Source organism: Arthrobacter sp. S2(2024) (assembly GCF_036662515.1).
Taxonomy (GTDB): Bacteria; Actinomycetota; Actinomycetes; order Actinomycetales; family Micrococcaceae; genus Arthrobacter.
On the sequence record NZ_JAYKZI010000017.1, the window covers coordinates 37,525 to 50,203 of the forward strand.

Annotated in this window: 13 protein-coding genes and 1 pseudogene; 9 read left to right on the top strand and 5 right to left on the bottom strand. The window is 58.0% G+C overall.

Annotation, left to right across the window (positions count from 1 at the left end; genetic code table 11):
* Positions 1–5: 5 nt before the first annotated feature.
* On the bottom strand, positions 6–1,181 hold the full coding sequence (locus tag VLA65_RS20125) for a glycosyltransferase WbsX family protein (protein WP_332603514.1): 1,176 nt from the start codon (positions 1,179–1,181) through the stop codon (positions 6–8).
* A gap of 1,256 nt (positions 1,182–2,437) precedes the next feature.
* On the opposite strand from VLA65_RS20125, the gene VLA65_RS20130 reads away from it, so the two are divergent.
* The 3 genes from VLA65_RS20130 to VLA65_RS20140 are packed head-to-tail and all read left to right on the top strand — an operon-like array spanning position 2,438 to position 3,909.
* On the top strand, positions 2,438–3,040 hold the full coding sequence (locus VLA65_RS20130) for a phage integrase N-terminal SAM-like domain-containing protein (RefSeq protein WP_332603515.1): 603 nt from the start codon (positions 2,438–2,440) through the stop codon (positions 3,038–3,040).
* A 1-nt stretch (position 3,041) separates the two neighbouring features.
* A complete protein-coding gene (locus VLA65_RS20135; protein WP_332603516.1) occupies positions 3,042–3,563 on the top strand; it encodes a tyrosine-type recombinase/integrase in 522 nt (173 codons plus the stop codon).
* Entirely contained in the window at positions 3,556–3,909 is a 354-nt protein-coding gene (locus VLA65_RS20140; protein WP_069949793.1) for a helix-turn-helix domain-containing protein, read from the top strand. The genes VLA65_RS20135 and VLA65_RS20140 overlap by 8 nt, the downstream gene beginning before the upstream one ends.
* Positions 3,910–4,114: 205 nt before the next feature.
* Here the strand turns inward: VLA65_RS20140 and VLA65_RS20145 are convergent, their stop codons facing one another.
* The 4 genes and pseudogenes from VLA65_RS20145 to VLA65_RS22035 all read right to left on the bottom strand — a co-directional run bounded on the left by VLA65_RS20145 (position 4,115) and on the right by VLA65_RS22035 (position 6,688).
* Complete coding sequence (locus VLA65_RS20145; protein ID WP_332603517.1) at positions 4,115–4,381, bottom strand: hypothetical protein; 267 nt, start codon at positions 4,379–4,381, stop codon at positions 4,115–4,117.
* A gap of 261 nt (positions 4,382–4,642) precedes the next feature.
* A pseudogene (gene istA, locus VLA65_RS20150) lies at positions 4,643–5,292 on the bottom strand (IS21 family transposase); the annotation flags it as partial.
* A gap of 380 nt (positions 5,293–5,672) precedes the next feature.
* Positions 5,673–6,263 carry a helix-turn-helix domain-containing protein gene (locus VLA65_RS22030; protein WP_442880351.1) on the bottom strand — a complete coding sequence of 197 codons (591 nt, stop codon included), beginning with the start codon at positions 6,261–6,263 and terminating at the stop codon, positions 5,673–5,675.
* Between the two features lie 71 nt (positions 6,264–6,334).
* The gene (locus VLA65_RS22035; protein WP_223937276.1) at positions 6,335–6,688 is read right to left on the bottom strand and encodes a cupin domain-containing protein; all 354 of its coding nucleotides are present in this window, start codon (positions 6,686–6,688) and stop codon (positions 6,335–6,337) included.
* 261 nt (positions 6,689–6,949) lie between these two features.
* Between VLA65_RS22035 and VLA65_RS20155 the strand changes: the two genes are divergently transcribed.
* From VLA65_RS20155 to VLA65_RS20180, 6 genes are all read left to right on the top strand, one after another.
* Complete coding sequence (locus VLA65_RS20155; RefSeq protein WP_332603518.1) at positions 6,950–8,062, top strand: extracellular solute-binding protein; 1,113 nt, start codon at positions 6,950–6,952, stop codon at positions 8,060–8,062.
* Between the two features lie 65 nt (positions 8,063–8,127).
* Positions 8,128–9,036, top strand: coding sequence for an ABC transporter permease (locus VLA65_RS20160; RefSeq protein WP_332603519.1), 909 nt, complete (start codon positions 8,128–8,130; stop codon positions 9,034–9,036).
* Complete coding sequence (locus tag VLA65_RS20165) at positions 9,033–9,815, top strand: ABC transporter permease (RefSeq protein WP_332603520.1); 783 nt, start codon at positions 9,033–9,035, stop codon at positions 9,813–9,815. The genes VLA65_RS20160 and VLA65_RS20165 overlap by 4 nt, the downstream gene beginning before the upstream one ends.
* On the top strand, positions 9,812–10,987 hold the full coding sequence (locus tag VLA65_RS20170) for an ABC transporter ATP-binding protein (protein ID WP_332603521.1): 1,176 nt from the start codon (positions 9,812–9,814) through the stop codon (positions 10,985–10,987). Before VLA65_RS20165 ends, VLA65_RS20170 begins: the two co-directional genes overlap by 4 nt.
* A gap of 23 nt (positions 10,988–11,010) precedes the next feature.
* Positions 11,011–12,234 (top strand): flavin monoamine oxidase family protein, encoded by a 1,224-nt coding sequence (locus VLA65_RS20175; protein ID WP_332603525.1) that lies wholly within the window; start codon positions 11,011–11,013, stop codon positions 12,232–12,234.
* Positions 12,235–12,444: 210 nt separating this feature from the next.
* Entirely contained in the window at positions 12,445–12,570 is a 126-nt protein-coding gene (locus VLA65_RS20180) for a hypothetical protein (protein WP_332603526.1), read from the top strand.
* Positions 12,571–12,679 lie beyond the last annotated feature (109 nt).

The following is a 12,679-nucleotide window of genomic DNA, read 5'->3' on the forward strand; positions in this document are numbered from 1 at the left end:
ATGAATCACTTCAGCCGGTTTTGAGTGGAAGCGCCGGCCAACTCTGGTCCTGGAACAGATCCGAATACGCGGCGGACCTGTTCCAGATGGCCAGCGCCGTGCAAGGTATCTGGCTCAAGGTAGCTACCCTCGGTCCATTCGTTCCAAGCGTTGATGGTTACCAGCCGCACTCCGGTCTTCTCGACGAAAATACGCGCCTTCTCCAGAGCCAATCCGAAGTTCTCCGGAGTGGCATCCGAAATGATGTTGGTGTGGGGGTAACCGAGTTCAGGGTTGTACCGGTCTGACTGGACCGTTCGAGGGGAGGGATCCCATCCAACTGTGACATTAGGGAAATACGGGACATCGAAGCGGCCGGCGAGGGCCTTCCACCCCTTCTCCGCCTGCTCCAACATCTCCGGGTATGGGGTTTGCAGCTTCGGCATCTGGTGGTGGTGTACCCAAACGTAGGATGTGACGCTGTCGAAACCAAGCTGGTTTATGAGCGTCTCTTCGTCCAGCGAGATACCATCCTGGGGAAGTACAGGCTTATCCCGAACTGTGGCATTGAGGTGAATCGCAGGGTGGCCTGCGCGAGCGGCGCGGGCACGTAGCCCATCCAAGGCCGCTTTGGTCGGGCCGATACCGCCCAGGCCGTCCAGAAGCGTTGACAGAGAATAAATGGACAAGTAGGGTCGACCATCGACCTCAAGATAGGCCGGGTGGCTGAAGTACCTCTCCACGATGTAATCCGTGGCTGCTGTGAATTGGTCGGCGTCGACGGTGCCCAACTCCAGGTTGGTCGCTGGCGTCGAGCTTTTCCACGGGTGGATGTTGGTCCAATCATGGTTCGCCCACATCACAGCGAACTTCATCCCGTGGTTTGCAGCCGCGGGCATGAACGCCTCCTCCAGCGGACGCTCCAAGTAGGGGTGATCGCTGTACCAGTACCAGTCGAAAATGAAGGCATCGACACCATGGCTAGTGGCCAAGGTGATCTTGTCCTCCATCACGACCGGGTCGGCTTCGTCCTCGAAACCGCGGAGTGGGACCCGTGGCTGCTGATGGCCCGCGAAGCGCGGACCGGCTTGCTTCATCAGCTCCCATTCAGTCCAGCCTTCGCCATGCCACTTCTCGTTTCGGGGGTCAACGTGGTAATTCGGAAAATAGTATGCGGCAATATTCACATCGCGTTGGCTCATGCTTCATCGCCTCCCTTGCTGTTCGGAATTCGGGCAGTGGCGGGTTGGTATCTTTTTTCAATCACAATGAAATGCTATTGAAGTGGGCCACAAACTACAGCGGCCTGCGTTGAGCGAAAGTAGGTCATAATTGACTGGCAAAACCAGGCCGCGCTACGAAACGGCGGCCGTGTTCAACCCGGACGGTTTGCCGGTGTGGGCTGACCGTCACCGGCTGGATGCCGATGTCGCAGCCCACGACCATGACTTTCTCGAGATAGCCCTGGTCACCCAAGGCCGGGGGTTGCATATCGCCGCAGACGGCGATTTAGGAGTGACCTGCACGGTTCAAGGAACAGGTCGGGACGAGTGCCGAGGATTAGTGACATCGGGTGGTCAGCAGTCGCGTGCACCACCAGGCAGCTTCGGAGTTGTAACCTTCGCGGTGTCCGCTGCCGGGATCCATCGGGAAGGGTAGGTACAGAGACGCCGAGTTTTTGGGCGCCTTCACGAAGCGGTGCGTCGTGGCTGAGGAGCCTAGGTGCGGAGCTGACCTTGGAGTCCCTCATGACGCATTTGCGGTTAGGACCCTGCTTTTGTGTCCCTCGCGCCCTGCAGGCTGGCCCCGGGTAGGTTCGACCAGATACTCCCGCCCCAACGGGGCCAGTGACGTCGCAGTGTCGATCGTGTCGGTCAGGCTGTGTTCCGACGACCAAGCCGTGGAATTTCCGCACGCTTGTGCTGTTGCCGCGTTCGTGTGTCAATGGCCATTACGTTCCATGTCCTACGGGCAGTTTTTCATGGCAGCTAACATTGGTGCTCGCCATGCAATCTGGCCGCCACAACCTGGGGCAACACCAGCCGCGCCGGCACCCGGATAGCCCACAAATCCGCCTCCTCGTCGCGTTTGTCGGTGCCTAGGGCGGGGTTTTGTATAGACGTCTGGCTGCACGCAAGCAGTTAATCTTGCCACTGGATAAGCCTCACCACAGGCTGGAGCGCCAAGATTAAAAGCCCACGGATGATAGGCTGAAATGGCCATTGATTGAAGCTTCAAGCATTCAGCCTTACATAATCTCCACTATCGGCTCTTAAAATACGGGAGTAGAAGTAGCTGCGAGAACTCCCGTCCCATGACGAATCTGGCATTTCCGCAGGTCAACCGGGCTTTGCTGGTGGCGCGCGTTCCTCACACCAACGGCTGAATTTGCCCTCGGATCGCCTATGGCTGTAGGTTTCCTGCATCTAATGCATGTTTCCGTGGTTTAGGGGTCGTTGTGAGTGGTGCCGTTCCGGGTTTCGTCCCGCGGATGCTGGCGGATCCGGACATTGGGCTGTTCAGGGCTGATGAACGGGTCTTCACGGCCATGCTGGATGGCTGGCGGGCGCAGATGCTGGCACGCGGCCTCACGACACAGACGATCAAGCAGCGCTGCCAGCTGCTGGAACGCTTTCAGCGCTTCACGGGTGAATTTCCGTGGCAATGGCGGCCGGCAGACGTCGACGAATTCCTGGCCGGACTGCGCTCCGGTGAAAAGCCGATCAGCCTGAAGACGCTGCGCTCGTATAGCAATGCCGTGGCGATGTTCTGCTCTTACGTGACGCATCCTGGCTACGGCTGGGGTGAGTTCTGCGAACGCACTTTCGGCGATATTCCAACCCAGATCTGCTTTGAATGGAACACGCCCAGGCACACGACCGACGACGCCGTCCCGGCAGCGCGGCGGGCGTTCACCAAGGCGGAACCGCACCGGATTTTCGACCATATCGACGATCTCGTCGACCGTGAATATGCTGCGGGAACCAAGCGGTGGCTGCCCCTGTTCCGCGAACTCGGTAGCATTCAAAGTCTGTTATGCCTATGGGCTTCGCCGGCGTGAGATGACGATGCTGGATCTGGAGGACTTCGGCCCCAATCCCCACGTCACCGACTATGGCCGGTTCGGTGCCATCCAGGTGCGGTTCGCCAAAGGCACCGCAGGTTCAGGGCCCAGGCGGCGCACTGTTCTGACCGTGCCGGAGTTCGACTGGGTCGTGGATCAGCTGCGGACGTGGACATCCGGAGGGATGCGGGCGAATTTCGCAACAGCGGACCGGTCATCGGCGATGTGGCCGAGCGAGCGGGGCGCCCGGATGTCCCTTGGTTCTTTCGGGGATTCCTTCGCAGCGGCACGGGACGCCGTTGGGTTGCCCAAGGAACTGGGGCTGCACTGCCTCAGGCATTCCTATGTGACCCATTTGATCGAAGCCGGCTACGACCCGGCATTCGTGCAGACACAGGTTGGCCACTCGTACGCCTCGACCACCGGCCTCTACACATCGGTATCGTCGGACTTCAAGCAGAAAACCGTGCAGCAGATGATCGCACGCCGCATCACTACCTTGGAGGACCCAGATGCCTGAGCAGCGCCGGATCGGCTACCGCTGGAATTTGCGTGCCCTCATGGCCAAGCGCAACCTCTGGAAGACCACCGAACTGATGCCCCTTCTGAGATCCCGCGGAATCAACCTCTCCGAGAGCCAGGTCTACCGGCTGGTCACAGCCACGCCGGAACGCATCCCGGCCAGAACATTCGCGGCGCTCTGCGACATCCTGGACTGCACCCCGAACGACCTGTTCGAACCATTCGTAGAGATGCGGGCCGCAGCAACGGCAAATGCCCCGCAGCGCAGCGAAGACCTCGGAATCCAACCAGGAAACCCGATCGCCAAACGCATCCGCCTTGTCACACCCGAGGACGGTGAGTAGGCCACGCAAAGCAGAGGACCCCATCCGCTGGCCGGTCCCCTGCAACCGCTGCGGCCAGCACCACCAAACCGTCGCACGCTGGCCCGACGGCGGCGTCTGCGGCTACTGCTACCAGCAAGCCAAACGCACCCGAGGAATCTGCGCCTGCGGACACGAAGGCGTCCTGCCCGGCTTCATCGATAACCAAGCCGCCTGCCGTCGTTGCTCAGGCATCCGACTCAACATCGACTGCGAGAGCTGCGGGGCCGAAGATGAACTCCACAGCGGCGGCCGCTGCTGGGCATGCGTCCTCGGCAATGTCGTAGATGACCTGCTCACCGACCCGGCCACGGGAGCCATCGCCAACGATCTGATCCCGCTGGCGGCCGCGCTGAAGTCCATGAAACGGGCCAACAGCGGCATGACCTGGATCCGCCAAAACCACGTCACGGCGTTCCTCCGCAACCTCGCGGTCGCACCACAGATCACCCACGAAGTCTTCGACGAACTGCCCGACTCACGCACCCGCGAATACGTCCGCGGACTCCTCACAGAACACGGGGTGCTCCCCCAACGCGACGAACTCCGGATCCGCTACAACAGCTGGGCCGCACAAGCCCTCGAACGCGTGAGTGATCCTCAAAACCGTGAGGTGATCCGCCGCTACATCCGCTGGCACCACCAGCGACGGATGAACCACATGGACGAAGTCACCCGCGGCACCTTCCTACGCGCCAAACAGGAAGTCACCGTGGCCCTGCCCGAACACCACCGCGGTGACCGCGCTGGTGAGGTTGTCGTACCGGATGTGCTTGGTCGGGATGCCTCCCAGGACCTGGAATGCTTCAATGTGTCCCTCCAGGAAAGCTTCCTGCGCCTGCGTGGGATAGATCCGGTGGATGGCCCTGCCCGAGTGCGAGAGCCGGAAAACAAACATGTGGCACTTTGTCTTCACACCGTTCAGCACCACCCAGACTTCACCGAAATCCACCTCCGCCTCCGCGCCCGGGGCGTGTTCTTGTGGGATAAACACCTCCACCCGGCGGCCGGCCTCCACATCGATCTGGGCCCGCGGACCCGCACATAGTCACGCACGGTCGAATACGACAACTCCTCCGCGCCGTGCTCTTCGATGAGCCGGGCCAGAATCCTGCGCGCGGTATGTCGCTGCTTCCGCGGCGCCGTCGTATCCTCGGTCAGCATCACATCGATCGCAGCCTTGAACGGCTCCAACCGCCAGGCCAGCCCTTGCCTTGGCTTGCGTTCAGGAGGTGAGGCGGATTCCAGAGCCTGCCGCACAGTCCTTCGATGAACCCCGTGCCGGGCAGCCAGTGCACGGACCGAGAGGCCCTCAACCCGGGCATCCCTTCGGATTAGCGCGAACAACTCCACTCTCGACTCCATCCAGTCCAGCCTTCCGCCGCATCCATCCACTGATGAATCCAACGTTGAGGCGGGGCCACATATAACCGTCACAAGCTGCCCGGCGAGTCACGAAGTGGGGCCAGAAATATCCGTCCTACCGGGGCCATCCAAACCTGTCATAGTCACAGTTCAGCTTCGAAGGCCACCGTCAGTACAAAGGCGCAGGTTTTACCGGTGGGCCAGCGGGGTCCGGATTCTGTGGTCATTGCTTGACTGCCATGTTGTTTTGGCGCCACCAGGTACTGACTTCGTTGCACGTGGCAAACCAGACCCCGTCAGCTTCCTGCATGTGGGTGATCCAGCGATCAAGTAGTACCGCCCGGCCCATCCCGCTGAGCATTATCTTTCCTGCGGCCGAGCTATTTTTTCGCCTGGGGGTCAGCGTCCATTGATGGTGGTGAGACGAAAATAAGGGCGGACCCTACCGCCTCGGATTCATTGCGGAGCCGGTGGGGAACCGATGAACGGAATTCCACTGTGTCCCCCGTTCCCAGTACGTACGTATCTTCGCCAAGATCCATTAGCAACTGGCCACTCAGAATGAACACGATTTCATCCGAGTCCCCGTGCGTATAGGGGGCGTCACCGGTGCTGTGACCTGGGTCAAGGGTGGAACGGTAGGCTTCCATGGTTCGATGCATTGGCGTCGTAAGAAGTAATTTTGAATGCCCCGGTTCCAGATGAAGTTCTGGATGCTCGTGGGAGCGTGTTACGTGTCCCTCGGGGCTATCGCCTTCGAAAAATTGGGGCAAACTCATGCCAAGGGCCCTAGTCAATTTCACCAGTGTCGCCAGACTCGCTCCACTTTCACCGCGCTCAAACTGACTGATAAAGCTGGCCGTAGTTCCTGATAGGCGCGCAAGTTCGCGAAGGCTCAAACCGCGGAGGCGGCGTATCTCCCGGATCCTTGTGCCGGTGCCGGCGTGCGACTGGCTGCTAACGTCCGTCACAGAAATCTCCTGTCAAATAGCTTGGATTCATCGCGTGATGGACGCCCCGATTCAAAACGAAAACCTGGGGCTCAAACAGAAACACTTATATACACTTTTCGCAGGGTTTCCTCAATGTGCCACTCGCCCGAAAAACCATCCGGTATGACGACCATATCGCCAGCTGAATGAGACGAGGTGTGGCCCTCATCTGAAACCAAGACGCCGGATCCTGAAAGAATATACACGATTTCGTCTGCGCCCTCTCGGGAGGTCCTAAAGACCCCGGGCGTGCACTCCCAGATCCCCGCGCGTACCCGAGAATCAGCTTTTTCCCATACTTCCCGTGTGACATCACAGGGGCTGCCCGCTGTCGTCGTCGGCTTGGCCAGCTTGACTCCAAGTGAGAGATCACCGGCACCCTTACAAATAAGAACTGTTTCCACGGCCCCGACCTTCAGTTATGTTCCAAGCTTCCCTGGGAAGCGGGAATCTACGTTACTACCTACTGTATGCATGCTTAGTGGCTCTTGACAAGTCATCAACCTCCACTGTACAAAGAGTACAGCGGTAGTGAGGCGGGTCACTCTAGGTCCTGATAACGAAGCCCACTCCACGTGGGGCCCAGAAAATCTTCCTGATGCTTCTGCGCCTATGAAATAGCAAACGGTCCGTGCTTTGGCTGTAACAGACAAGAAGGAAACCCAATGGCAAAACATATGTCCCGTCTCACCCCTCTCGCCGCGTTCGGTCTGGCCACGACGATGGCTCTTAGCGCCTGTTCTGGAAGCGCGCCGACCCCAGCGGCCTCGAGGGACCTAGGCACACCTGTGGCGGGCAAGATCAAGCCTGGAAGCCTGAAGGGAACGACACTGACTTTCGCCTCGTCTGGGGGGATCTTTCAGGATGGTCAAATGAAGTCAGTCTGGAATCCGTTCGCAGAAGAATCCGGGGCGACCATGCAACAGGATGCTTTCGACCCGGCTAAGACTAAGGCCATGGTGGAGTCCGGCCAGGTAAGTTGGGACATCGTGGACGCCGCAAGCATCCAGGGCACCATGGAGTGTGGAACGACATACCAGAAGTTGGACAAGACCCAGATTGATTTTTCCAAAATACCCAAGGGGCTGTTAGCTGACGACTGTTCGGTGCCGAGCATCTTATACGGTGACATTCTGGTGTACAACACAGCTCTTTTCGGCGCCAATCCTCCCACCAGCTTCGCCGACTTCTTCGACACCAAGAAATACCCCGGGAAGCGAGGAGTGAATATGACGACCCATGTTGAGCCCGAAATTTTGGAGATAGCCCTTCAGGCAGACGGCGTCGATCCCTCCAAGCTAGCTCCCGCGGACATCAACCAGGCTGTAAACAAATACAAGTCACTCGGGAACAACCTCGTGGGCTGGACTTCCGGAGCCCAGGCGCAGCAGCAGCTCGAAAGCGGAGAAGTGGCCATGAGCATCGTCTGGAGCGGACGCGGATTCGGCGCCGCGAAGGCCGGCGCTCCGGTGGCTCCGATGTGGAATCAATGGAAGATCATGACAGACTCGCTCCTCGTTCCCACCGGGGTGAAGGACCCTCAGGCGGCATTCGCTGGCCTCAATTACTTTCTTGGTTCAGAACAGCAAGCAAAGTCTACCGAAGCAACCTCATATGCGCCCGTCAACATCGATGCCAAACCCAATGTTCCCGAACAGACCGCTAAATGGTTGGTGACTTCGAAACTTGATTCTGGTACTCCCAGGAATGCGAAGTTCTGGCGGGAAAATTTTGATGCACTGACGAAGGCATGGGGGGATTGGGTCACAGGAAATTAATCGCCCTTTTCCGCTGCTGTTACGCGGCCAAATAACTTTTGCATCACCAGGTAGAAGGAGTCAGGATGTCAATCGACACAAACCTGGACACCCCCCAGCAAGAATCGAACGCTCAACGGAGAACTGTTCGAAGTCGTTTTGGAAAGCTCCGCAATTGGACGTCGGTTCTACTGCTAGTTCCCGGGATAGTTCTCATCATCGGTTTCTTTGGCCTCCCACTGGGGGACGTCATCATTCGAAGCCTCAGTGATCCAGTGTGGGGTATTCAAAACTTCCAGTGGCTGGCGCTCAGCGAAACAAATATCGCAGTAGCCGGGCGAACGTTCGGGACAGCGTTCCTTGTGACCGTGATCTGCCTTCTGCTTTCATATCCCTACGCCTACCTCATGACCATCTGCTCGGAGCGGACGCGTCGGCTGCTGACAATTTTCGTCATGATGCCGCTCTGGACTAGCATCCTCGTCCGCACCCTCGCCTGGATGGTACTTCTGCAGGATTCCGGACCGATAAATGACCTTCTGGAGTATATCGGAGTGGGAAGGATACCATTGATTCGGACAACCCTGGGCGTCGCTCTTGGCATGACCCAGGTCCTTATGCCATTCATGGTATTGCCGCTTTACTCTGCAATGGCCAAGATCGACACCCGACTGCTGCCGGCAGCCAGGAGCCTTGGGGCAACACCCATGACAGTATTCCGCACCGTATATCTGCCGCTATCAAAACCAGGAATCGTCGCAGGCTCAACCACTGTATTCATTCTTGGGCTGGGATTCTACATCATTCCATCGCTCTTGGGGTCTCCGAGGGAATCTATGATGGCAACGCTCATTCAGCAGCAAATCGGCGGCTTCCTTCAGTGGGGCCACGGCGCGGCAATGGGGATCGCACTTTTGGTGGTGACGGTGGCAACACTGACTGTGGCGACCAGGCTTGCCAAGGGCGCCAGCATAGTGCCAGGAGTGCAGCGATGAAATTAAAAGCAATCCTTGGAGTCTTGGCCGTTTTTATCGTCCTCTGGCTCACGCTTCCTACACTTGTCATTATTCCAATTTCATTCAACTCAGCGCCCTCATTTGACTTTCCGCCGAAGGATTTTTCCCTGCGCTGGTACGAAAACTTCTTTACTGATCCTGCGTGGCTGCGCTCTCTGGGCGTTACTGTCCAGGTTGCCTTTCTGACCACTTTTGTGGCCACAATCTCTGGTGTTGCTGCTGCCTTGGGACTCTCAAAAGTGAATTTTCGGGGCAAGTCGATTATTGAGAACCTATTCCTGGCGCCACTGATCGTACCGGGCATCGTGCTTGCCATCGGCATGTACTCCATTTTCCTGCGGTTTGGCATGCTGGGCACGCTTTTTGGGTTTGTTGCCGCGCATACCGTCCTAGCCCTTCCGCTAGTGATCATGAACGTCGCAGCAAGCCTGCAGGGTATGGATCCAAAACTTCAGCATGCATCTGCGAGCCTTGGCGCTCCTCCAATCACGACCTTTTTTAGGGTGACGCTTCCACTTATTGCCCCGGGAGTATCCGCCGGCGCCCTCTTCGCATTCGTTACGTCATTTGATGAGGTAATCCTGTCGCTCTTTATCCAGACCCCTGCCCTGCAAACGCTGCCGGTCAAGATTTACAGAAGCGTCACGCAGGACACGGATCCCACCGTAGCCGCCGTAGCTGTCATCATGATGACAATTTCCATCATCCTGATCCTTGCCACACAGTTTTTTTCGAGGAGAAAGAAAGCCCGCTCATGATCCATGTATCGCAAGGCACCGCTAGTAAAATAGGCATTGAAAACGATCGGACGCCCCTTGGTACGGATGCGCCGAAAGGCTCTGGCATCCGACTTCGCGGTGTTAGTAAACGCTATGGCGCGACGACAGTCGTCGATAACATAAATTTGACCATCGAACCGGGCGAATTTATGACACTTCTTGGCCCCAGCGGCTCAGGAAAGACGACCACACTCAACATGATTGCCGGCTTTACGGAGATCACGGAAGGCGAGCTTTTAATTCATGGAAGGCCAATAACTAACGTTCCCGCGCACAAGCGGGAACTTGGGGTGGTATTCCAAAATTACGCACTGTTCCCGCACATGACCGTAAGAGACAATATCGAATACCCTCTCAAGCGGCGCCGCATCGACAAGCCGAGACGCCAAAGCATGGTGCGCAAAGCACTGGAGATGGTCCGCATGGAAGATTTTTCCGATCGCTTCCCCTCGGAACTGTCAGGCGGACAGCAGCAGCGCATAGCGCTGGCGCGGGCTCTAGTCTTTGGGCCCAATGTTCTTCTTATGGATGAACCGTTGGGTGCGCTTGATAAGAAGCTCCGTGAGTGGCTCCAAGGTGAAATAAAGAGAATCCACCGCGAAGTGGGTACTACATTTGTCTTCGTAACGCACGACCAAGAGGAAGCACTCTCAATGAGTGATCGAATCGCCGTCTTCAACAATGGAAAAATCGAACAGGTAGGCACAGCAGTCGAGCTATACGAAAGCCCTGCGACGCTCTTTGTCGGCCAATTCCTGGGTGAGTCAACAATCCTCGAGGGAACGGTCCAAACCGATCACCACGGCAACAGCGTGATCGAATTTGCTGGACATAAGTTGATAGCCCATGGAGAAACAAGCTCTGAACGAGCCACGATCCTGATCCGTCCTGAGAATCTCCAACTGCTGCCGGCGTCAGACAGCCGCGAGTCGCCATCCGGGCACAACGCCATCCCAGCGACAGTCAGCACCGCCACATACCTGGGGTCAGGATGGCGCTACGAAGTTTCCCTTCCCGGTGGCATAACCGGAGTAGTTCGCACGGCACACGATACGCACCGATTCGCTCCAGGACAAGGAGCGATCATGGCTTGGAGAATCACCGCCGGGGTGCTCCTGCCGGTCCATGACCAGAACAATAATCCCGCCTGACTTCCCAGAGAAGGAACAAATTGATGAAAACCATAATTATAGGAGCAGGGTTGTCGGGTCTCACTGCGGCCTGGGAACTTGAAAAACTCGGGCATGAAGTGGTGGTTTTGGAAAGCCGTGACCGCGTTGGAGGACGTGCTTGGTCGCAGCAACTTGACAACGGCCAGGTCATGGAACGCGGCGGGGAGTACATTTACCCCGACGATTTCGAAATACGAAAACTCGCCTGCGAAGTGGGCATACCAGTGCTCACCCACAACGTTCGCTTTGCACGTCGAACGGTCGGCGACTCACATATGTCGTTTGCCGAGCTAGGTGAACTGACGAATCTCCTAAAGCAACGGCTTCACGAAATGACTTCCGACCACCTCCACGACGTGTCGATAGATTTTCTATACGCTGAAGCACTAGGTAAGACTTACCGCACGCACCCGCTCTACCTCCGACACGCGACCTCCATTTCCGCCCCTCCAGAGCTAGTTAGCGCCCAAGCCGTCTTTCACCGTCTGGACGGGGTCCATAGTTACATCGAGGACGGCGGACGCTTCATTAATGGCAACCAGTCCCTGCCCACTGAGTTGGCCAGCAGGCTCGCGGGTCCGGTGCGGCTCGAATCCCCGGTCGCCGCCATCGACCAATCCCTGCGTGGCGTACAAGTCCGTCTCGCCGACGGTAGCACCGTTGACAGCGATTTCGCCGTAGTCTCGGTGCCCCTGCCAATACTTCGGGAGATGGAATTTGGCTTCGAACTAACACCCGAGCAAGTACTGGCGCTTGACCACCGGTTCATGGGCGTCGCTGCGAAGATCGCCATACCCGTGAGCAACACTGATGGCGACACCGCCCTCCAGAATCCCCAGCAAACATGGTGGACCTGGAGGTCTATGTCCCGGGACGGTGAAACCCGTATTCCTGCCCTTGCCGGGTTTGCCGGCGGCCCCACGGCCCTCAGTGCACTCGACACCGGAAACGGACCGGACGGATGGATTAAAGCGGTGACGGCAATGCGACCAGAAATGGTTATTGACGGCGACCCGCTCCTCACTGACTGGACCCGTGAGGCATGGACCCGCGGCTCCTATTCCGCTCCCTCGCTGGGCTGGACCCCAGATGACACGGCCGCCTTTGACACAGCGGCCGGCCGCGTCGCGATCGCAGGAGAACACACAGGGATGGCGCAGACACTCAACGGTGCAGTGGTGTCCGGAATCCGGGCAGTGACCGCGCTGAGCAGGTTAGCAACCTAGCGCCTCCACTGGGTGCGGGGACCCCCTCCAAATACGGTTAGCCCGCTAGCCAAACCCCCGGAAACGAGGGGCTAAGACTTTAGGTCTGCAGACCCCAAGACCCTTACTCCGTCGCGGGTCAATCACCTCCAACGGACCAATCCGCAATCAACGTCAAGGCCAGCTTTCGAAACGAAGCCGCGGAGACATCCCTACCGAAGGAATTAGTTGATGAGTTCCTCAACCGATGCAGAACTCCTTTTGCTCGCCCGCGTTCCCACTGGGCTGCTGATCGACGGCGAGTGGCGTCCGGCCGCTTCCGGGAAGACGTTCGACGTCGAGGACCCCGCCACCTGACTTCGGTCATTCGGCTTAGTGCCTGGCCCGCGGGTTCCGGATCGCGTTGAGGACTGCCTGTTTGTCGGCGGGGATGGCGGGCGGGAATGTCTGCTCGGTGCCGTTGATC

Coding starts and splice junctions, on each gene's coding strand:
- VLA65_RS20135 (WP_332603516.1), top strand. CDS start 3,042: ATGACGATGCTGGATCTGGAGGACTTCGGCCCCAATCCCCACGTCACC.
- VLA65_RS20160 (WP_332603519.1), top strand. CDS start 8,128: ATGTCAATCGACACAAACCTGGACACCCCCCAGCAAGAATCGAACGCT.
- VLA65_RS20180 (WP_332603526.1), top strand. CDS start 12,445: ATGAGTTCCTCAACCGATGCAGAACTCCTTTTGCTCGCCCGCGTTCCC.
- VLA65_RS20170 (WP_332603521.1), top strand. CDS start 9,812: ATGATCCATGTATCGCAAGGCACCGCTAGTAAAATAGGCATTGAAAAC.
- VLA65_RS20175 (WP_332603525.1), top strand. CDS start 11,011: ATGAAAACCATAATTATAGGAGCAGGGTTGTCGGGTCTCACTGCGGCC.
- VLA65_RS20140 (WP_069949793.1), top strand. CDS start 3,556: ATGCCTGAGCAGCGCCGGATCGGCTACCGCTGGAATTTGCGTGCCCTC.
- VLA65_RS20155 (WP_332603518.1), top strand. CDS start 6,950: ATGGCAAAACATATGTCCCGTCTCACCCCTCTCGCCGCGTTCGGTCTG.
- VLA65_RS20125 (WP_332603514.1), bottom strand. CDS start 1,181: ATGAGCCAACGCGATGTGAATATTGCCGCATACTATTTTCCGAATTAC.
- VLA65_RS20165 (WP_332603520.1), top strand. CDS start 9,033: ATGAAATTAAAAGCAATCCTTGGAGTCTTGGCCGTTTTTATCGTCCTC.